The 19,790-nt window shown below is 69.3% G+C and carries 17 protein-coding genes and 2 pseudogenes; 14 read left to right on the top strand and 5 right to left on the bottom strand.

Going from position 1 to position 19,790, the window contains the following annotated elements:
- Nucleotides 1-41 precede the first annotated feature (41 nt).
- Both ACFXGJ_RS04205 and ACFXGJ_RS04200 read right to left on the bottom strand, forming a co-directional pair.
- Complete coding sequence (locus ACFXGJ_RS04205) at nt 42-851, bottom strand: class I SAM-dependent methyltransferase (RefSeq protein ID WP_378616790.1); 810 nt, start codon at nt 849-851, stop codon at nt 42-44.
- A gap of 224 nt (nt 852-1,075) precedes the next feature.
- Nucleotides 1,076-1,983: pseudogene (locus tag ACFXGJ_RS04200) on the bottom strand (hypothetical protein).
- 636 nt (nt 1,984-2,619) lie between these two features.
- Between ACFXGJ_RS04200 and ACFXGJ_RS04195 the strand changes: the two are divergent.
- The 3 genes and pseudogenes from ACFXGJ_RS04195 to ACFXGJ_RS04185 all read left to right on the top strand — a co-directional run.
- A pseudogene (locus ACFXGJ_RS04195) lies at nt 2,620-2,805 on the top strand (3-ketosteroid-9-alpha-hydroxylase); the annotation flags it as partial.
- A gap of 146 nt (nt 2,806-2,951) precedes the next feature.
- A complete protein-coding gene (locus tag ACFXGJ_RS04190) occupies nt 2,952-3,257 on the top strand; it encodes a UDP-glucose 4-epimerase (RefSeq protein ID WP_378616788.1) in 306 nt (101 codons plus the stop codon).
- A 429-nt stretch (nt 3,258-3,686) separates the two neighbouring features.
- Nucleotides 3,687-4,175, top strand: a complete 489-nt coding sequence (locus ACFXGJ_RS04185) for an SRPBCC family protein (protein ID WP_378616786.1) — start codon at nt 3,687-3,689, stop codon at nt 4,173-4,175.
- An 84-nt stretch (nt 4,176-4,259) separates the two neighbouring features.
- On the opposite strand, the gene ACFXGJ_RS04180 is transcribed toward ACFXGJ_RS04185, so the two are convergent.
- Nucleotides 4,260-4,685 carry a DUF4259 domain-containing protein gene (locus ACFXGJ_RS04180; protein ID WP_378616784.1) on the bottom strand — a complete coding sequence of 142 codons (426 nt, stop codon included), beginning with the start codon at nt 4,683-4,685 and terminating at the stop codon, nt 4,260-4,262.
- 182 nt (nt 4,686-4,867) lie between these two features.
- Here ACFXGJ_RS04180 and ACFXGJ_RS04175 point away from each other — a divergent pair, with 182 nt between their 5' ends.
- The 3 genes from ACFXGJ_RS04175 (at nt 4,868) to ACFXGJ_RS04165 (ending at nt 8,044) form a co-directional block, all read left to right on the top strand.
- Complete coding sequence (locus ACFXGJ_RS04175) at nt 4,868-5,335, top strand: SRPBCC domain-containing protein (protein ID WP_378616782.1); 468 nt, start codon at nt 4,868-4,870, stop codon at nt 5,333-5,335.
- Nucleotides 5,336-5,533: 198 nt separating this feature from the next.
- Entirely contained in the window at nt 5,534-6,325 is a 792-nt protein-coding gene (locus ACFXGJ_RS04170) for a hypothetical protein (RefSeq protein WP_378616780.1), read from the top strand.
- Between the two features lie 111 nt (nt 6,326-6,436).
- On the top strand, nt 6,437-8,044 hold the full coding sequence (locus ACFXGJ_RS04165) for an AMP-binding protein (protein ID WP_378616778.1): 1,608 nt from the start codon (nt 6,437-6,439) through the stop codon (nt 8,042-8,044).
- Between the two features lie 135 nt (nt 8,045-8,179).
- Here the strand turns inward: ACFXGJ_RS04165 and ACFXGJ_RS04160 are convergent, their stop codons facing one another.
- Nucleotides 8,180-8,845: a pyridoxamine 5'-phosphate oxidase family protein gene (locus ACFXGJ_RS04160; RefSeq protein WP_378616776.1), complete on the bottom strand. Its 666-nt coding sequence runs from the start codon at nt 8,843-8,845 to the stop codon at nt 8,180-8,182.
- Nucleotides 8,846-8,925: 80 nt separating this feature from the next.
- Between ACFXGJ_RS04160 and ACFXGJ_RS04155 the strand changes: the two genes are divergently transcribed.
- Nucleotides 8,926-10,359, top strand: a complete 1,434-nt coding sequence (locus ACFXGJ_RS04155) for a PLP-dependent aminotransferase family protein (RefSeq protein WP_378616774.1) — start codon at nt 8,926-8,928, stop codon at nt 10,357-10,359.
- A 48-nt stretch (nt 10,360-10,407) separates the two neighbouring features.
- Here the strand turns inward: ACFXGJ_RS04155 and ACFXGJ_RS04150 are convergent, their stop codons facing one another.
- Nucleotides 10,408-11,838 (bottom strand): cellulase family glycosylhydrolase, encoded by a 1,431-nt coding sequence (locus ACFXGJ_RS04150; protein ID WP_378616772.1) that lies wholly within the window; start codon nt 11,836-11,838, stop codon nt 10,408-10,410.
- Between the two features lie 396 nt (nt 11,839-12,234).
- Here ACFXGJ_RS04150 and ACFXGJ_RS04145 point away from each other — a divergent pair, with 396 nt between their 5' ends.
- The 7 genes from ACFXGJ_RS04145 to ACFXGJ_RS04115 all read left to right on the top strand — a co-directional run bounded on the left by ACFXGJ_RS04145 (nt 12,235) and on the right by ACFXGJ_RS04115 (nt 19,743).
- Entirely contained in the window at nt 12,235-12,723 is a 489-nt protein-coding gene (locus ACFXGJ_RS04145) for a hypothetical protein (RefSeq protein WP_378616770.1), read from the top strand.
- Between the two features lie 195 nt (nt 12,724-12,918).
- A complete protein-coding gene (locus ACFXGJ_RS04140; protein WP_378616768.1) occupies nt 12,919-13,692 on the top strand; it encodes a class I SAM-dependent methyltransferase in 774 nt (257 codons plus the stop codon).
- A 5-nt stretch (nt 13,693-13,697) separates the two neighbouring features.
- Nucleotides 13,698-14,594, top strand: coding sequence for a mycobacterial-type methylenetetrahydrofolate reductase (locus tag ACFXGJ_RS04135; RefSeq protein ID WP_378616766.1), 897 nt, complete (start codon nt 13,698-13,700; stop codon nt 14,592-14,594).
- A 177-nt stretch (nt 14,595-14,771) separates the two neighbouring features.
- Nucleotides 14,772-15,143, top strand: a complete 372-nt coding sequence (locus ACFXGJ_RS04130; protein ID WP_378616764.1) for a YciI family protein — start codon at nt 14,772-14,774, stop codon at nt 15,141-15,143.
- A gap of 23 nt (nt 15,144-15,166) precedes the next feature.
- Nucleotides 15,167-16,378: an RNA polymerase sigma factor gene (locus ACFXGJ_RS04125; protein ID WP_378616762.1), complete on the top strand. Its 1,212-nt coding sequence runs from the start codon at nt 15,167-15,169 to the stop codon at nt 16,376-16,378.
- Nucleotides 16,379-16,437: 59 nt separating this feature from the next.
- Nucleotides 16,438-17,883, top strand: a complete 1,446-nt coding sequence (locus tag ACFXGJ_RS04120; protein WP_378616760.1) for an MFS transporter — start codon at nt 16,438-16,440, stop codon at nt 17,881-17,883.
- 156 nt (nt 17,884-18,039) lie between these two features.
- Nucleotides 18,040-19,743 carry a 3-ketosteroid-delta-1-dehydrogenase gene (locus ACFXGJ_RS04115; RefSeq protein ID WP_378616758.1) on the top strand — a complete coding sequence of 568 codons (1,704 nt, stop codon included), beginning with the start codon at nt 18,040-18,042 and terminating at the stop codon, nt 19,741-19,743.
- Nucleotides 19,744-19,790 lie beyond the last annotated feature (47 nt).

The following is a 19,790-nucleotide window of genomic DNA, read 5'->3' as shown; positions in this document are numbered from 1 at the left end:
GCTCGCCCAGCTCGGTCCATCCATCATCGGCAGCGACGGCGCTACACGCTGACGCGGCAGAGGATCTCGCTGTGGAGCAGGGCGAACCAGCCGTCGTCCTCGGCGGACCAGCTCCGCCAGCCCGCCGAGAGGCGCGCCAGGTCGTCCGGGGTGGCGAGTCCCAGTTCGACGGCTCGGTCGGCGAAGTTCGAGTGTAGGACCCGATCGGCCCACGACCCGCCCCACCATTGCCTGTCGTCATCGGACGAGAAGCACCACGCGCTTGCCGTGGTGACCACATCGCCGAGGCCGGCCGCGTGCGCCCAGGCACGAAGGCGCCGACCGGCGTCGGGTTCCCCGCCGTTCGCGCGGGCGACGACTTTGTAGAGCGACAGCCACTCGTCGAGTTCACGATTCTCGGGGTACCAGGCGAAGGTGCCGTAGTCGGCGTCACGGGCCGCGATGATCCCGCCCGGCCGGCAGACACGGGCCATTTCGCGCAGCGCCTGCACCGGGTCGCCGACGTGTTGCAGGACCTGATGGGCGTGGACGACGTCGAAGGCGCCGTCGGGGAAATCGAGCGAGTGGACGTCGGAGACGACCGCCTCCACGTTCGTGATCCCGCGCCGGGCGAATTCCCTCCGAGCGAGATCGAGGGCGCCGTCGGTCATTTCCACGGCGGTGACCCGGGCGACGAGTCCAGCGAGATCGGCGGTGATTGTCCCGGGACCACAGCCGACGTCGAGAAGGGTCATGTCCGGCCGAAGGTGGGGCATCAGGTACGCGGCGGAGTTCGCGGCCGTGCGCCAGCGATGATTGCGCAGCACGGACTCGTCGTGACCGTGCGTGTAGACGGCTTCCTCGTTGCCCATGGGCCAAGCGTACGCACGCAGTTCATAATATGGGATCATGATCCCATATTGCGAGATCTGAGACTGTTGCCTCCGCCGCCGCGGACCACCGCCACGTCCGCGCGGACTGCGCTTCCCGTCAGAACAGGGTGTCGCGGACGCCCAACGGTCGATAGCCGGTACAGCCGAGCACCCCGCCGCCGCTCATGCCATCAGGCGAGACCCAGCCGGGCCCAGGAATCGCATCACCGGAAGTAGGGCGCGTAGGCGCCGAAAGGAACCTGGCCGGTGGGGCTGGACCTGACGGCGTCGGCAACCACCGACGGGATGGGAGCCCAGTGGGCGGGCATTGCGGCCGCCAGCGATGGCTTCAATATGTAGAGCAGGGCGAAGTTCACTATCCAGAGCGGCGGCGCCATCGACATGCCCACCTCCGAACTCACACCCCCCTTGGTATTCGTCACCAGTTGAGCGGCGCCCGACATCTGTTGCGAGGCAAAGCCGTAGACTGCCTGCACCGTGTACGCCGACCGGTACAGCGCGATCAGGGATTGTGTCGCACCGTTGTTCCGCATCCAGGTGCCCACAAACCCGCCGGGAGCGATCAACGAGTTCACCTGCCGCGTCGGCGCGTCCGCGTTGGCCGGACTCTCCAGCAATCCGCTGGTGTTCACGTAGAGCCCGTAGCTGGCCAGAACCGACGGCGTGAGGTGGCCGTCGACGTTGGAATAGAGGGGACGGCCGTTCGTGTTGGTGAGGATCCGGGCGCAGGCATCGATCACCTCGGCAGCGTCGCGGTTGCCGCCGACTCCGCCGCCGCTGACGAGGTCGCGATACTGCTGCTCCGCAGAGCGTCAGCCCTGCTGAGTCCTATCTGGCCGGCAATCTCGTCCGCCACCTGCTGACCGAGCGGCTCGTTGAGCTCACCCGGACCGGTCATCAGCGTCGGCGCCAGGCTCTCGTAGCCGGGCGCCCCGGCGAAGGGGATCGCGAATCCGGTGTCGACGGTGTCCGCCGCCGGTGCGCCGCCGGCCGTCTGGGTAGCTGCCAGGGAGAGAAGGCACGCCCCCAGCAACGCCAGTACCGAGATGGTTCCGCGGTGGCGGGTTGCCCCGCGTCGATGCCCCGGACCCGTTAACCCTATGCCGCGCATACGTCAACCTCCCAGAACACCATCGGGCGAGGCAACACAAGCTTGCGCACCAGTCAAACGCCGCGCCCGACGCTGTGTCAAGACCCGTGTCGACTCGCGCCGGTCGTATTCGTCGACTCGTTCGAGCCTGCGCGCGTTGGCCGCTCCGACGCGGCTGCCGCCCAATCCGGGGATCGGGGCAGCGGTGACGGCCCCGACCCCCGAACTCATATGTCGGAGTGTGGTTTACGCCGACAGGGAGGCGACACCGGCGACGGCGCCGACCACCGTCACGACGGCGGAAACGAGGCCGGCGACGGCGGCGATCTGACCGAGCTCGGTTGTGGACGAACCCATGAATTGCTCCTTCGAATTGGAATCGGCTTAGCGGGGAAGGTGTTCCGCCCCGCGAGTGTGGTGCGCGGCCCGACGAGGTTCACCGACGTGGACAGCCCGGAGGACAATCGTGCACCGGCAGGGGCTGTTGCACCTGCCGGTTGGAAGCATCCCGCGCGGCGAGAGGCGAACCCCGGAGCCTGACGAGACACATACGCAACCACCCGGGCTGCTGACGAATTCTTGATACGCGCGGTGGCGGTACCACCCCCTGCGCTCGCCCCAGGACACCTTGACTGATTTTTCGGCCAGGATTCGATCAGCCGTATCGACAACCCGCTGCTGTGCGAGGAGGACGGCTCCGTCTACCAGATGCGTCGCTGGTACCAGCAGTTCTACGTCGGCGTCGACGGCATCACCGACGAGATGGTCAAGCGGATCGAGTTCGAGATCGACACCACCCGATCCGGCAAGTACGGGGACGACGAGATGGCCGCGAACCGCGCTGCGAGAGCCGCCGATACGTGTCGGTTCCCAGGCGGAACCGCCGGCGGCCTGCTCGCGTCAAATCGGTGGGCCCCTTGTGAGGTCCGCAGACCAAGCGGCCGTACCTGGCGGCGGCCGCCCGACACGGAGGCTCGAGGTGAGGTGACGTGGGAGAACAGCTACGGGTCGACACCGACGCATTGCGCTCGCTCGCAGCGTCGTTGCGGGGCGAGGCCGATCGGATCGCGGGCCTCGACCCGGCCGGTCCGATCGACGCTGCGCTGCGTGCGATGCCCGGATCGTCGGTCGGTTCGGCAGCAGCTCGCGCGGGAGCTGAGCTGACCGAGGCGTATCGCGACACCGCCGAACGGCTCCGCGACATGGCCGCCGCCGCGGAGTCGAACCACCGCGCATACGACGCCGCCGAGCAGTCCTTCCGGCAGCAACTCGACACCAGGGCAGCAGAGATCTAGGTCGTCACCCAGCCAGTGGCGACGGGTGCCCCGAAGAGACTGCCCCACAGTACATCCGGCGCGAAGGTTGAATCGTACTCGTGGGCGTCGCTGGACCCTGTAATCGCGCCGCGAACTGGGCCGCCACCTGTTGCGCCATCCCACGGCACCCCTGTGCCTTGCCAATTCGCATGCAGCCCAGCATGGCCCGCCGGTGGCGAAAGCCCGGCCGTCCCGTCTCATCCGGCCTGTCCGTCGCGTCACGTTTCCGCAGGGAAGCGACTTGCGCGCAGCCGTGAGCCGTGAGCCGAGAGCCGAGAGCCGAGAGCCGAGAAGTGTGCGCTGGCTCGATGCGCATCGCTCGTGCTGCCGACATGCCCGTCACAGTGCCTCGCGACATCGTGGCATTCGAATAGCATCGAACTCCACCCAGAGACCCGAAGGAATCCCATGCGCCTGCGCGATACCCCAACCGTCGAGGTCACCGAACGTCTGGCATGCAGCCCGGAGCACGCCTGGGCTTTGATCACCGACATCGAACTCCCCACCCGCGCCGACGGCGAATTGCAGCGGGCGGAGTGGCTGGACGGGGCGACCGGGGTCGCCGTCGGCGCCCGTTTCCGCGGGTACAACGCCGACCCACAGATCGGAGAGTGGTACACCGAACCGGAGATCATCGAGGTCGAGGACGGTCGACGCTGGGTGTGGCGCGTGGGTCCGCCGCAAGCGCCACTGAGTATCTGGGGCTTCGAAGTCGACCCCGATGGTGACGGTGCCGTCGTCCGGCAGTGGGCGAAGGTCGGCACGGGGCGATCACCGCTCGCCGACTTCATCGATCAGCACCCGGACAAAGAAGGCAAGATTCTCGCCCGCCGGATGGCCGTGTGGCGAGCGGGCATGGAAGCCAACCTGGCCGTACTCAAGCAACTCGCCGGTTGAACGCCTGCGACACCGGGGCTGCCGCGATCAGCCACTCCCCGAGGCCCGTCAGCTAGCTCGGGCGCGCCCCTCCGACCCTCGTGCTCAGGCGACCGGGGACGCGCCGAGTCTCAGCGCCCGGAGGCTCTCCAGCCTGGCCAGGATCGGTGCCCGCCAGGCCCCGAGATCTTCGGGCCCGTTCTCGGCCCACAACTCGTGGAGTTCCGAGGTGTCGCTGTCAGCGATCGTGCGTTCGAGGGTCGCGAGGATCCACCCGCGCTGTTCCGCGGTCAACGACGCGGTGTAGGCGGCGGCGTCGATGCCGTCGAGTTGCGGGGGCACTGGGCGGAGACCGTGGGCCACCGCGACGACCTCGGCGAGCGCGATGGCGGCCTGCGCGTCGTCCACCTCGAGGTACTCCTCGTCGACGTGCCCGCTGTAGTCGTCGATGTCGAATTCACCCGCCCGAAGCGCCGCGAGCAGATCGCCTGCTCCGTCGTTCTCGAACGGTCCTGCACCCCAGGTCCCCACGCCTCGCTCCTTCCGACCCTCGGGCCGGTCGGCCCGTCGTGCCGACCCTACGGTCGGCCACCGACTACCAGCCGGTCGACCCGCCGGAGGTGGCCCCACCAACAGCTATCCTGTCCTCCAACAATCTTCGACCTGTACTGGCACCTTCGCGTCCCAGGCGGGCCACATCAACGGGGGCAGTCGTGGGCTACGCATCCTTCACCAACTGGCGGCGGCTGGAAGGCGACGCGGACCTCGTCTGGCACGCGTTCACCCACCCGGCGGAATCGGGAGTGTACGAGGCGCACAGGACGGAGACCGTGCTCTCCCCCGACTTCACGATGGCGGCCGGGCACGGCTGGAGCAGCAAGCACGGCGAGGAATGCGACTTCGACGTCGTCCGGTGGACCATCACCCGGCACGTGCCGAACGAGGTGTTCGAGTTCTCCGGCAAGCAGCGGGGCATCCGGCAGCACGTCGTGCTCACCATGGAACCCGCGGACGGCGGGCACATCGTGACCGAGACCATTCGCTTCCGCCCCGCGCTCGCAGGCAGTCCGGGCGCGCAACTGCTGTCCTGGCTGCTCCTGGCCATCGGTCTGCTGGCCAAGGTCGGCGACGACCGGGGCGAGAATCTCGATCTGCTCGAGCAGCACATCGCGGCCAGGTAGCGGGCGCCTGGTCCAGGGACGCGCGCCGGCACCGTCCAAGCCCGGGCCCTTTCGCGGCCTGAGCATCAATCCACCTTCTGAACTGGGGCGATGGCATGCCGCCCCACCCCGCCGGCACCGGCGATCGGCTGCCGCAGAAACGGGACATGCCGGGCGGAGTGTGTGGGAGGATCGCCGCACCGAATCGGAGGGAGAACCGTGAGTCGCACGATCATCCGAAGGGCCGGCATCGCCACCATCGTGCTGACGGCGGCCACCACGCTGAGTGGCTGCCTGGCCCCCGGCACGCCTCCTGGGTGGTCGAGCTACACCATCGAGCAGGGCGCGCACAGTGCGTCGGTAGACCGCCCCAGCGGCGCAACCGGCCCCCTCGCGGGCTGGATCAGCCCCGGCGGCGCGTCGCGGACCTACGATTTCGTGCTGACACCGACGGCGGAGTACGTGCTCACCTCCCCCACCCAGCCCGAGGACCAGTTCGACTGGAACAAGCTGCCCGGCTTCTCGGACTGCGGCGACTTCGATCTCGCGCGCAACGGCGCCATGTTCGGCTGGCGGTGGCGCACCGACACATCGCCCCGCGTCCTCGAACTCGTGCCGTACGCCAATGCCGACGGCGTGCATCAGTACCCGGACAGTGCGCTCGTCACGCTGTCCCACGACGACCTCGCGGCCAACCAGCCCCTGAGGTACTCGATCCAGATCGACGGTCCCCTCTACCGTTTCACCGTCGACGGCACCATCCGCGACCGGGTCATCCACGAGACGGCCACGCTTCCCCGGTTCTGCCCCGCCAACCCCACCGGCACCGGAAAGTGGTACTCCGGATTCTACTTCGGCGGCACGTCCACCTCCCCCTCGAAGATGTACGCCTACGTGCGCGAACCCAGTGACAATCCGGCGCCCGGCGGGGCCGAGGGGAACGGCTCGGTCGGCTCGTCCGGCTCGGCCATCGGAGGGATCGCCGACGGCCTCGAGCTTCGACGTCAGTAGTCGGGGACGGATCCGCAAACCATTCGATTCATTTCGACGTCCCGAACTTGCAACGTGTTCTAGGTTTGGGCCTACGGCCCAACCTCGCGGCCCTGCCAGGAAGGAATGACGATGCAGTTCAACCTCGCGGACGTCTTCGAGACCGTTGCCTCCGCCGTGCCCGATCGTGTCGCGTTGACCTACGAAGACCAGAACCTCACCTATGCGCAGGTCGACGCCGCCGCCAACAGGACAGCGCACCTGCTCGCGCAGGCCGGCATCTCCCGAAACGATCACGTGGCCCTGTTCCTGAAGAACAGCGTCGAGCACGTCACGAGCATCCTGGGGTTGATCAAGATCCGTGCGGTGCCGATCAACGTCAACTACCGGTACACGCCGGCCGAACTCGAGTACATCTTCACCAACTCCGACTCCGTCGCCGTTGTCGTCGAGCTCCCCGAACACCAGCGGGTTCTTGCCTCGCTCCTGGAGAGCTGCCCGACCCTTCGGACGGTGTTCGTCGTCGGGGACACCGTCGACGAACTCCGCGAGGCCGCCGAGGCTCGCGAGGTTTCCGTGATCGCGTTCGCCGATGCCGATCAGCTGTCGCCCGCCACCGACTTCGACTCCCGCTCGGGCGATGACCTGTACCTCCTCTACACCGGAGGCACCACGGGGTATCCGAAGGGCGTCATGTGGCGCCACGACGACTTCTTCCGCAAGCCGCTCTCCGGCGGAAACCCGTACGGCGCCGACGCCCGGCAGGATCTCGCCGAGGTCGCCGCCGCCGCGAAGGAGTTTCCCGAACTCGCGTTCCTCATCGCCGCGCCCCTCATGCACGGGGCGGCGATGTACTCGCTGTTCACCTTCTTCACCCTCGGCGCCCGCGTCGTCCTCAGGCGCGACTTCGACCCGCAGAAGGTGGTCGAATCTATCGAGAAGGATCGCGTGCAGGTGATCCTGATCGTCGGCGACGGGATGGGACTGCCACTGGTCGACGAGATGGAGCGCCGGCGCGGCGAGGTCGACCTCAGCTCACTCTTCTCGATCACCTCGGGTGGCGCGCTCTGGTCGACGAGCGTGCGCGATCGCATGCTGGCGGTGAAGCCGGACCTGCTGCTGCGCGACAACTTCGGCGCCTCGGAATCGGGCAACGACGGCGCCTTCACGATCGACGCGGCCGGCAATCTGCGAATGCCGCCTTCTCCCAACATGATCCTGGTAGACGAAAGCCTGAACGAGATTCCACCGGGATCGGACGACGTCGGCTACATCGCCCGTATCGGCAACGTCCCCCTCGGCTACTACAAGGACGAGGAGAAGACGGCCCGAACCTTCCCGACCCGGTCCGACGGAACCCGCATCTCGGTTCTGGGCGATATGGGCAGGGTCGAATCGGATGGCACCATCGTCTTCCTCGGCCGTGGTTCGCAGTGCATCAACACCGGCGGCGAGAAGGTCTTCGCCGAGGAGGTCGAGGCCGCGCTGCACGCGCACCCCACGATCGTCGACGCCCTCGTCGTGCCCGCGCCCGACGCACGAATGGGACAGCAGGTCGCGGCTGTCATCGCGACCTATCCCGGATCACCCGAACTCACCCTGAGCGAAGTTCAGGAACACTGCCGTAAGACGTTGGCCGGCTACAAGGTTCCGCGTTCGATCATTCTCGTCGACGAGGTCAAGCGAACCCCGGCAGGCAAAGCCGACTATCGCTGGGCCACGGATCTGGCGTCCCCGTAACCGACTCACCGGCAAAGCCCTTGAAGGCCGCCCCCTCCATCACGGGAAGGGGCGGCCTTCACGTTCGAACGACCAGCGCTGGAGCATCGGTGGACGCCCGCCGTCCCACCACCCACAGGGCGCCGGGGCGGCGAGTCAGACCCGGCAGCCGTAACCGAGCCGCGGAGAGGACGGCCGCCCGTCGACCAGGCGGCGCACCGATTCGGGTGGCGGAGTGCTCTCCCCCACCCACGGGGCGGCCACCGGCTCAGACGCCGAGGTCCGCAGCGGGACCACCCCCGCCCACCTGCCGGAGTCCGCGGACGGCTCCGGGGGCGGCGCGTCGCGCACCTTCACCGTCCAGCATCCCGGCTCGATGCGAAGCGCCATCGCAAGGGTCGCCGCGAGTTCCTTCTTCGTGTGGGTGCGCACCTCCGAGCTGCGACCGGGGATCAGCGAGTCGGACATCAGATCGAGGGCATGCACGGCGTCGCCCCCGTCGAGCTGGGCCAGCCGGCCACGCACCACGGCCGATCGGTAGTTGGCGGTGGAGTCGAAAAGGGTGTCCGCCACCACGATCCCGTCGAGCATCGTGACGGCCAGCGCCACCGGCGCACCGGCCGCGACGTGCCGCAGGGCACCCGCACCGGTCGACCCGTGCAGGACGATGCGGTCGCCGTCACGGGCGTAGAGCATGGGCACTACCCACGGTAATCCGTCCACCACCGTCGCGAGGGTGCCCACCGCCGCGGCGTCGAGCACCGAATCGAGGTCGGCTCGGTGACTGCCGGCGAGCTCGGGGTATCTCCTGATCTTCTCCATGCACCGAATCGTCCACATATTCCGGCATGCCCGGTAGATCCAGAACTGCATCAAACTGCCAGACCACTATTCTGTCCGTCGTGTCCCGTCACACCCACAACCCGAACCTTGCCTTGCGGTTGCCCCTCAGCGAGTCGCCGTTGCGGCACCGCATCGCGGAGGCGATCGTCGAGCAGATCCGATCGGGCCACCTCCACCCCGGCGACGCGCTCCCCTCGACGCGCACCCTGGCCACGGAACTCGCCGTGGCCAGGAGTTCCGTGGTCGACGCGTACGACGAACTCGCCGCGGCCGGGTACGTCGTCGCACGGTCCGGGTCCGGCACCCGGGTCGCGGCGGGCGCGGACTCCGCGGCCGCCGTGGGCGCCGCCTCCCACGTTCCGGCGGCGACTGCGGCCACCGCGACTGCCCGGGGACTCCGGCGACCGCCACCGACGTGGGATCTCACTCCCGGCCAACCGGATACGACCCTGATCTCCACCACCGACTGGCGCCGCGCCTGGCGGGCCGCCGCCGCCGCTCCCGTTCCGACAACTTCGGCGGGCCCCGGCGGGCACACCGAGCTTCGTCTCGCCCTCAGCGGCCACCTGCGCCGCACGCGCGGAATCGTCTCGAGCCCAGACGAATTGATCATCGTGCCGGGGGTGGCATCCGCCCTGCGTGCGCTCACCACGGCGGCCGGCCTCGCGGGCCGCGATGTTGCGTTCGAGGAACCGGGCTACGCCGAGGCGCGGCGGGCCCTCCGCCAGTCCGGCGCCCGGATGCGTTCCGTCGTTGTCGACACAGACGGCCTAGACCCGTCGTCTCTGTGGGACACCGATGCAGCCGTGTACTGCACTCCGGCACACCAGTATCCGCTCGGCGCACGCCTTCCCGTTCCCCGGCGCGCCCAGCTCGTCGCGGAGGCCGCCGAGTCCGGACGACTCCTCATCGAGGACGACTACGACGGCGAGTTCCGGTACGACGTGTCCGCTCTGCCCGCGATGCGCAGCATCGACGGCGGTCGCGACTGCGTGGCCTACATCGGCACGGCTTCGAAGGTCCTCACGCCCTCACTGCGACTGGCCTGGATGCTTCCGCCGTCCGCGCTGCGGGACCCGGTCGCCGAGGCGGTCACGCTCAGCGGCGAAACCGCCTGCGCGGTAACCGGACTCGCGTTCGCCCGGTTCATCGAGTCCGGCGCCCTCGCCCGGCACCTCGCCAGGGCGTCGCGCACCTACTCCGCTCGCCGGTCGGCCCTCGTCGGTGCACTCCGGCGGCACTACGACGGAGTCGATTTGTCCGGCGTCGAGGCGGGGCTGCATCTGGTGCTTCGCCTGCCCGACGGAAGCGACGATGCTGCCATCGCCACGGACCTCGGCCGTCGCGGGGTCACCCTGCCGTCGCTGTCCTCGTTCCTCGCCGACTCCCGGGGCCCACGCGGGCTGGTGTGCGGATACGCGCGCCTTCCGGAAACTCAGGCGGACGGGGTCACGGCGCTCATCGCCGACGTGACGCGGAGACACCTCGCATGAATCCGCTGTCGACGACTCGCGGCGGCCTCGACACCCGGCGGCGCCGGCTCACTTCGGGCGTACGGTCACCTCGACCGTGGCGGATCCCGGATCGGCGCTGATACCGACGACATCGAAGGTGCCCTTCGGTGTCACCGTGTACGTCGCGCCGGCGAGGTCGACTTCGTAGCCTCCGGGATACGCCGCCTTGGGCACGATCACCAGCGTGGGCTGGTCCCCGCCGGGACGGTAGCTCAGCCTCGTACCGACACCGCTCGTGCTGAGCGCGATCGGCACCCCCGCAATCCGCTGCGGATAAGCACTGACGGTCGACGCCATTGCGGCGCCGGGGAGCCCGTCGTCACCGAGGTTGCACCACCCGGACAGGCCCGTGCACCACACGAAGGCCATGGAACCGGCGGCATGGGCATCGATGCCCGCGGTGACCTCGTCGACGTAGCGACCGGCGTTGGGAGACTTCGGGTCACGCGTCCCCCACTCCCAGATCAACAGCGGCAGCCCGTGCTGCTTCGGATAGCGCACCACGGCGTCCCAGTACCTCTGGACAAATCCGCTGGCCGGCTCGTAGTCGCCACCCGACTCCATGGACAGGTCGTAGATGTGGGGCGCGTAGGCGATCTTCCGCTGCGGGTCGCGGATCTCGCCGAGGCGCGTGGGCTGGGCGAGGCTGCCGACACCGGCCCAGAAGGGCTCGACCAGCACCCAGTGCGTGGTGTCGACGGCGCGAATCCTGTCGGTGAGGTCCTGGTAGAGGGGTGTGAGTTCGTCGGCTTCGGCGGCGAGGGGGTCGATCACGCTGGCGCCCTGCGCGAGGGGGTCGAACAACGGTTCGTTGAACAGGTCGTAGCCGAACAGCGAGGGCTCGTCGTGAAAGCGTCCGGCGAACATCGCCCACAGGTCCAGGACCCGGCCACGCACCTCGGGATTGTCGTAGACCAGGCCCCAGGCGGCGAGGAACTCGAGGTCGCCGTGCTTGCCGAGAACGGAGGGACCGAGGTCCGCGGAACCGATTGCCGTGGAACCGAACTCGACGGAGCTCGTACCCGGTTGGCGCCCGGCACGGTCGAGCACCCACGTCGGGAAGTGATCGTTGAGGTCGGGTGTGACCATCAGATGGGCGTCCTCGGCCGCGCGGAAGACTCGCGCGAAAGCACTGAGGTAGGCCTCGTCGTACTCCCCGAAGGTCGGCTCCATGCACTCCCAATTGAACGGCACCCGCACCGCGTTGTAGCCGAGGGCCGCCATCTGCCGGAACTTCTCGGCTGCGCCGGAGAACGAGGTCGACCCGCACGAGTCGTCGGAGTACTCCCACCCCCGCAACAGCAGGGCACGGCCCTCGGGATCGGTTGGGTAGACAACGCCGTTCTCACCCGTGACCGTCGGCGGCGGCCCCGACTGCATCGGGGTGGCGGAGGCACTCGTTGCGTGTCCACCGACCACAAGAAGTGCCAACACGACGACGAAACTGAGCCACCTCACCAGAATGCGCTCCGTTCTCACGACCAACCGACCGCCGATTGTTTCGCGCACTGTACACGGATCGAGGACTGCACGGCCCACGGATCACGACGCCTTTTCGGCCGGCATTCCAACAATTGGTTGCGCATGCTTCAGGCTTTCGCCGGACAAGTTCTCAGCGACGAACCTCGCACTCGGAAATCGGCGGAGAATATGGGGCGCAACGAATTTCGCCGACAGAGCGGCAGGCGCTCACTTCCTTCCCTCCGTGGCGGCGCCAGCCGCGGAAAGGTCTACATCCGGCGGCCCCAGCGGTGCACTTCGCGGTCGCAGGCTAACGAACTGTTGCTCCCGGTCGACACACTGCTCGGACAGTCCTGTCCGCGGAGGGACGATCAGATGTCACGGGGGAATGAAATGGGCACACGGAACCGGCGAGTCCTGGCGATGACGGCGCTTGCTTGTGGAATCACGGCGGTTGCGGCTCCGACCGCCGGGGCGAATCCGCCCTCGGCACCGCCGGCACTGTCTTCGGGTTCCGCGGCGCCGGCGCTGCCGCCGCTACCTGGCGGTCTCACGGAGGGCGCGCTCACCGCCGCATTCGACGCCGGACTGCCCGTCGTGGAGGCCACCGGAACCCAGAAGCCGCCGTGGTACTCGAACCCGACGGTCTTCTACCGTGTCGTCACCGATCGCGGCGCTCTCGCGTCACCGTCCGCCAAGTTCGTGGTGTGGGGACAGCGACCCCCGGATTCGTTCGGCGCCCTCCCGACGGGGGTCGCCGGGCCGATCGCCACCTGGGATCCGCGCGGGACCGATCCGAACGTGCAGTGGTCGTTCGCCACCACGCCGACTCTGTGCGCAGCAACCTGCGCAGGTGTCGCGTACTTCAGTTTCGCTCGGTAGTAGATCAGCGAGGAGGTTCACATCGCTATTTGCCGGGTTTAGGCTCGAATGCGATCGGCCACGCGGGTAGCCGAAATCTGTGCGCGAATTCGACGATTGGCGTGTTCGACAGCCAGTGGAACGGGCGACGACGGCCGCTGGAGATGCGATCGCATCTCCAGCCGTCGAGCCCTCAGCGTCGCGAAGGAGCAACTCGTGAGTACCGACGTCCCCGAGTCACCCGACCAACCGAGCCCCGCCGCGTTCGACGCGCTGTACCGCGGCGACTTCGACACCTTCAAACGCGTTGTGCAGCGCGCCGGCGACGCGCAGCACACCGAGTTCGCGTTCGACCGGGTGCCGTGGGACATCGGCGAAGCCCAACCGGCGGTCCGCAACCTGGAGGCCGACGGTCAGTTCACCAGCGAGGTACTCGACATCGGCTGCGGCCCAGGAGAAAACGCGCTGTTCCTCACCGACCGCGGGTATCGGGTGTGCGGCCTCGACGCCGCACCGGCGGCAATCGGCATCGCCCGCGAACGCGCCCGGCAGCGCGGGCTGGAGCGGGCCGTCGAGCTCGACGTCGCCGACGCCACCGCCCTGACCGGCTACACCGACCGGTTCACCACCGTCATCGACAGCGCCCTGTACCACTGCTTCCCCGAGGACCAGCGCCACGGCTACGCCGCTGCACTGCACGGCGCCTGCCGCCCGCACGCCCGACTGCATCTGGTGTGCTTCTCCGACCAGGTCCCCGACGAGTTCCCCGGCCCCTTCCGCATCACCGAGGACAACCTTCGGGGCACCCTCGGCGATGCCGGATGGCTCGTCCGGCGGCTCGAACGCACCACGTACACCACTGCGATCACCCGAGCCGATCTGGCGCAGCAACCCACCTCGGCGCTGGCCGCCGTCGCCACCGAACTCGATTTCGACTCCCACGACCGTCTCCTCGCCCCGGCCTGGCTCGCCACGGCCGAACGTTCTTGACCGCCATGAACACGGTGGCACTCGAACTGGTGCCGCCGGAGCTGCAGGCGGGCACACGACGAGCCGTCGAGGAGATCGGGACCGCCGCCGAGCACTGCCGCAGCTCCGGCCTGGCCGACCGCGTGCGACACGTCATGATCCCCGGCCTCGTCGCCGAGGACCCCGACCGGCCCGTGCCACTGACACCACGGATGGACGTGCTGGACTTCTGGCAGGCAGTGCGACCGTCGTTCTGCGCCGTCTCGGGCCTGTGCACCCAGGTCACCGTCTTCCAGCGCGAGGATCAACTCACCGCCCGCGTACAGCGGTTGTGTGACGCCGGCATGGACGGCATCACGTTCGTCGGCAGGCCACACGGGCTGTCGGGCGCCGATGCTCCGGGCGTCTCCCCCGACGAGGCGGTGGCCCGATTCCGCCGGCAGCTCCCCCACCGCGGGGTGGTGCTGATACCCACCCGACGGGGCGAGCACGGCAGATTCGCGGGCAAATGCGACCGCGGCGCGACCTTCGCGCTCACCCAGTTGCTGTACTCCGAGCGGATCGTGGGATTTCTGCGGGAATTCGCGGCACACTGCGACCACCGTCCCGAGATCCTGCTGTCGTTCGGATTCGTCCCGGGCATGGAACGGCAGGTGCGCCTGATCGATTGGCTCATCCGTGATTCGGGGAACGAGCTGGTCCGTGAGGAGCGGGAGTTCGTCGCACACACGGCGGCCGGCTCGTCGCGGCAGCGTCGACGCGACCTTGTCGACCTGTTCCGGCGTGTCGTCGACGGCGTAGGCGATCTCGGCTTTCCGTTGAGCGTGCATCTCGAGGCGCCCTACGGCGTCTCCGGGGCCGCCTGCGAGACCTTCGCCGCGATGCTCGACCACTGGTCACCGCACGCGCCGACGAGTCCGTAGAACCGGGCGGAACCTGATCGCCTCACGTAGATTCGAGTGCTCCCGACCCAACCGGGATTCCACCTCTGCCCGTCGGGATCCGAGCACACGCACATCGACGTCGAGACTCGCCGCCCTGCTCCGTACTAGGGGTGAGGCGGCACCACCAGAGCCCGCCACGAACGAATGGAGACGGACATGAAGTACCTGCTGATCATGCAGATCGACAGCGACGTGCTCGAAGCCCTGACGAAGGAGGAGATGGCGGCGGTCCAGAAGGGCCACGGCGCCTTCATGGACGAGACCCGGGAATCCGGCGAGTTCATCGGAACCCAGGCCCTCGGCGCCCTCGGTCAGGGCGCGCTGATCCGAGTCGAGGACGGCGCCCAGCGGGTGGTCACCGACGGCCCCTACGCCGAAGCGAAGGAGTTCATGGGCGGCTACTACATGGTGGACGTCGAGTCGAAGGAGCGGGCGATCGAGCTCGCCCGGAGCCTGCCCGACGCGTCGATCCCCGGCCTGGCCGTCGAGGTGCGACCGATCATGTTCGAGGCGGGGTTCGACTTCTGAACCCGTCGACGCCCGTCGAGGACGTGCTGCGCGAGTCCGCGCCGCGCGTCCTCGGTGCGTTGCTGCGCCGCTACCCCCGGCAGTTCGACGACTGCGAGGAGGCGGTGCAGGAGGCGCTGATCGCCGCCGTCACGACCTGGGCCGACGCCGGTGTCCCGCCCGACCCGGCCGGCTGGCTCGTGACGACCGCGCACCGTCGACTCGTCGACGGGTGGCGGTCCACGACCGCGCGCCGCCGCCGCGAGGTGGCCGCCGCGGTGGCGCACCCACGAGACGCACTGCTCAGCCCGGCCGCGGACGTGGTGGCCGACGGCGACGACGACAGCGTCCTCAATCTGATGGTGTTGTGCTGTCATCCGGCGCTCACGGCACCGTCACAGGTCGCGCTCACCCTCCGCGCGGTCGGCGGGCTCCGCACGGCGCAGATCGCGCGGGCGTTCGTGGTCCCGGAATCGACGATGGCCCAACGGATCAGCCGTGCCAAGGCGACGGTCCGGAAGGCCGGCGCCACCTTCTCCTCGCCGAGCGCAGCGGAGCTGCCTGCCCGGCTGCGGGCCGTGCTCGCGGTGCTCTACCTGATCTTCACGGAGGGCCACACCGCGACCGACGGCGACCTGCTCCGGGATCCCGCGCTCACGTCCGAGGCGATCCGCCTGACCCGGGTCCTGCACCAGTTGCTCCCTCGCGAACGTGAGGTGGCCGGGGCACTCGCGTTGATGCTGCTCACCGACGCCCGGAGCCCGGCGCGCCTGGACGCCGACGGTGCGATCGTGCCGCTCGACGAGCAGGACCGCTCGGCGTGGGACCGCGCCCTCATCGCGGAGGGCGTCGAGCTCGTCACCCGTGCGCTGTCCGGGTCGCCGGGCGGGCCGTACCAGCTGCAGGCGGCGATCGCGGCGCTGCACGCGGAGGCACCGTCCACCGACCGGACCGACTGGCCGCAGATCCTCGCCCTCTACAAGATCCTCGACCGGATCGCGCCGAACCCGTCCGTGACGATCAATCGCGCGGTCGCGACCGCGATGGTGCACGGGCCGCAGTCGGGTCTCGACCTGCTCGACGAGGCACCCGTCGCCGATCATCCGCGGGCGGACATGGTGCGGGCGCATCTGTACGAGCGGATGGGGGACGTCGAGGAGGCACGCGCCCGGTACCTCGCCGCCGCGCAGCAGACGCTCAGCCGGGCGGAGCAGGACTATCTCCGGCGGCGTGCCGCGGGGCTCGCGAGCCGATAGCGGCACACACGACTCCGCGCGAAGTGTCGAGGACGCGCCGTCGGATCCGTACTCCGGGTGTGACCAGCCGAACCCGCACCCAGGAGGACCTCGTGACGACCGCACCCGCAGAGACCACGCCCACCCCGGACCGGCCGCCGCGGCCCACCCCCCGTCAGTGGGCGGCGCTCGGGGTGCTGGTCGTGCCGACGCTGATCATCGCGCTCGACCTGAACGTCCTGTTCCTCGCCCTCCCCCAGCTCGAGGTCGACCTGCACCCGTCCGCGTCGGCCGAGCTGTGGATCACCGACATCTACGGTTTCGTCCTGGCCGGGCTGCTCATCACCATGGGCTCGCTGGGAGACCGGGTCGGGCGGCGGCGCCTGCTCATGGTCGGTGCGGCCGGGTTCGCGGCGGCATCCGTGCTCGCGGCCTACGCAACCGACCCGGCGGTGCTGATCGCCGCCCGCGCCCTGATGGGGGTCTGCGCCGCGACGCTGATGCCGTCCACCCTCGGCCTCATCGCCGAGGTCTTCCCCGACGAGCAGCAACGCGCCCGCGCGATCGCCACGTGGGCAACCTGTCAGTTCGCCGGGGCCGCCTTCGGCCCGGTGCTCGGCGGGATCCTCCTCGACCACTTCTGGTGGGGGTCGGTGTTCCTCCTGAACGTCCCTGTCGTCGCGATACTCCTGGTGGCCGCTCCTGCCCTGCTCCCCGAGACCGGCCGGCGGGTCACGGGCCGGATCGCTCCCGTGGACGTCGCGACGTCCCTGCTGTCGATCCTCGCCCTGGTGTACGCGATCAAGTCGGGCTTCCTCGAGCACCGCCCCGCGGCTGCGGTGGCGGCGACTGTCGTCGGCCTTGCCGCGGGCGCACTGTTCGTTCACCGCCAGCTCCGGGCGGCCGATCCGATGCTCGACGTACGGCTGCTCGGCCGCCGCGACGTCCGTGCCGTGATCGTCGCCCTCGTCCTCGCCGGCGTGGTCCTGGCCGGCGTCGGCTTCCAGGTCACCCAGTACCTGCAGGTCGTGATCGGCCTGTCCCCGTCGACGGCGGCGCTCTACTTCGTGCCGATGGGTCTGGGTGTCGCGGCGGGCACGATGCTCAGCCCGCTGCTCAGCGCGCGGGTGGCACCGCGTATCGCGATCGCGGGCGGGCTGCTGCTCTCCGCCGCGGGATCCGCCTGTCTGTTCCTGGTCTCCACCCACGGGGTGGCGGCGGCACTGGTCGCGATCACGCTCCTCGGCTTCGGCACCGGGCCGCTGTTCGCCTGCGGCACCGCACTGATCATCGGCTCCGTCGCCGTCGAGCGGGCGGGCTCGGCGGCCTCGCTGTCCGAAACCGCCAACAGTCTCGGCGGCACCCTCGGGATCGCGCTGCTCGGCACGCTCGCCGGCGTCGTCTCTGCGCGGTCGACTGCCGCCGCGCCGGACGCGTTCGTCGCCGGAGTCCACGCGGTGGGCATCGCCGGTGCAGTGCTCCTCGGGGCCTTGGCCCTGTCCCTGCCCCGCCTGACGCGACGCTGACGTCTGGTCCTGGCCACGGCCAGGACCCGCCGCGTGTTCGCGCTGTCCGCGTGAGGGTCATCAAGATCACCTCCCGCTGCGCGGACACGACCGTGGCGACGTGGCCTTCCTCACTCGTAGCGTTCACTACAAACCTGAAGGATGAGGAGTTCGTTGATGGGCAAGCGCGAAGTACCGCCGGTCACACCCGCACACGACATCACGGTCGATCTGCTGGTGGTCGGCGCCGGCACCGGCATGGCGGCCGCTCTGACCGCGCACGAGAAGGGCCTGTCGACCCTGATCGTCGAGAAGACGAAGTACGTGGGCGGGTCGACGGCCCGCTCCGGCGGCGCGTTCTGGATCCCGGACAACCCGATCCTGCGGGAGGCGGGCGCCGGCGACAGCCCCGCGAAGGCGGAGACCTACGTGCAGGCGGTGGTCGGCGACTCCGCGCCCGCCGAACGCGGCCGGGCCTTCCTCGAGCACGGCGCCGCCACGGTGGAGATGCTCAGCCGCACCACCCCCATGAAGTTCTTCTGGGCCGAGGGCTACTCCGACTACCACCCCGAACAGCCCGGCGGATCCGCGGCGGGGCGCACCTGTGAGTGCAAGCCGTTCAACGCCTCGGTGCTGGCGGGCGAGCGGGGCCGGCTGCGGCCCGGCGTGATGGAGGCACCGGTCCCGATGCCGACCACCGGCGCCGACTACAAGTGGATGAACCTGGTGGCCAAGGTCCCGACCAAGGGCATCCCGCGCATCCTCAAGCGCGTCGCCCAGGGCATCGGCGGGCTCGCGCTCCGCCGCGAGTACATGGCCGGCGGTCAGGCGCTCGCGGCCGGCATGTTCGCCGGCGTGGTGCGCGCCGGCATCCCGGTGTGGACCGAGACGTCCCTCGTGCGTCTGGTCACCGAGGGCGACAAGGTCACCGGCGCCGTCGTGGAGCAGGGTGGCCGCGAGTTCACGGTGACCGCCACGCGCGGCGTCGTGCTGGCCGCGGGCGGCTTCGACCACGACATGGACATGCGCCACAAGTTCCAGTCGGAGAACCTCGCCGACCACGAGAGCCTCGGCGCGGAGGGCAACACCGGCGACGCGATCCGGATCGCACAGCAGGAAGTCGACGCCGGCATCACCCTGATGGACCAGTCCTGGTGGTTCCCGGCGATCGCGGCGCTGCCGGGCGGCACACCGTCGGTCATGCTCGCCGAGCGGGCGCTGCCCGGATCGTTCATCGTCGATCAGACCGGCAAACGATTCGTCAACGAGGCGAAGGACTACATGTCCTTCGGGCAGCTCGTCCTCGACCGCGAGCGGGCCGGCGAACCGATCGAGTCCATGTGGATCGTCTTCGACCAGACGTACCGCAACAGCTACATCATGGCCGGCGCACTGTTCCCGCGGCAGCCGCTGCCGCAGGCCTGGTACGACGCCGGGATCGCCCACCGCGCCTCCGATCCGGCCGAACTCGCACGCGCGATCGGCCTGCCGGAGGAGGCGTTCGCCGACACCTTCCGCCGGTTCAACGAGGCCGCGGCCGCCGGCACCGACCCCGACTTCCAGCGCGGCGCGAGTGCCTACGACCGCTACTACGGTGACCCGACCGTCTCGCCGAACCCGAACCTGCGGCCCCTCGAGAAGGGCCCGTACTTCGCGGTGAAGATGACCCTGAGCGACCTCGGGACCTGCGGCGGCGTCACGGCCGACGAGCGCGGCCGTGTGCTGCGCGAGGACGGCAGCGCGGTGACCGGGCTCTACGCCATCGGCAACACCGCGGGCAACGCCTTCGGCAAGGTCTACCCCGGCGCCGGGGCCACCATCGGCCAGGGACTCGTGTACGGGTACATCGTGGCGCTCGACGCCGCGAACCAGGCGCGCTGACCACGCGCCACCTGCACACCCCAGTAGCCGACCGCGCCGCGAACAGC

Origin of the sequence: Rhodococcus sp. NPDC059234 (assembly GCF_042754225.1) — a bacterium.
Taxonomy (GTDB): Bacteria; Actinomycetota; Actinomycetes; order Mycobacteriales; family Mycobacteriaceae; genus Rhodococcus_G.
This window is presented reverse-complemented; position numbering and strand designations above follow the sequence as displayed.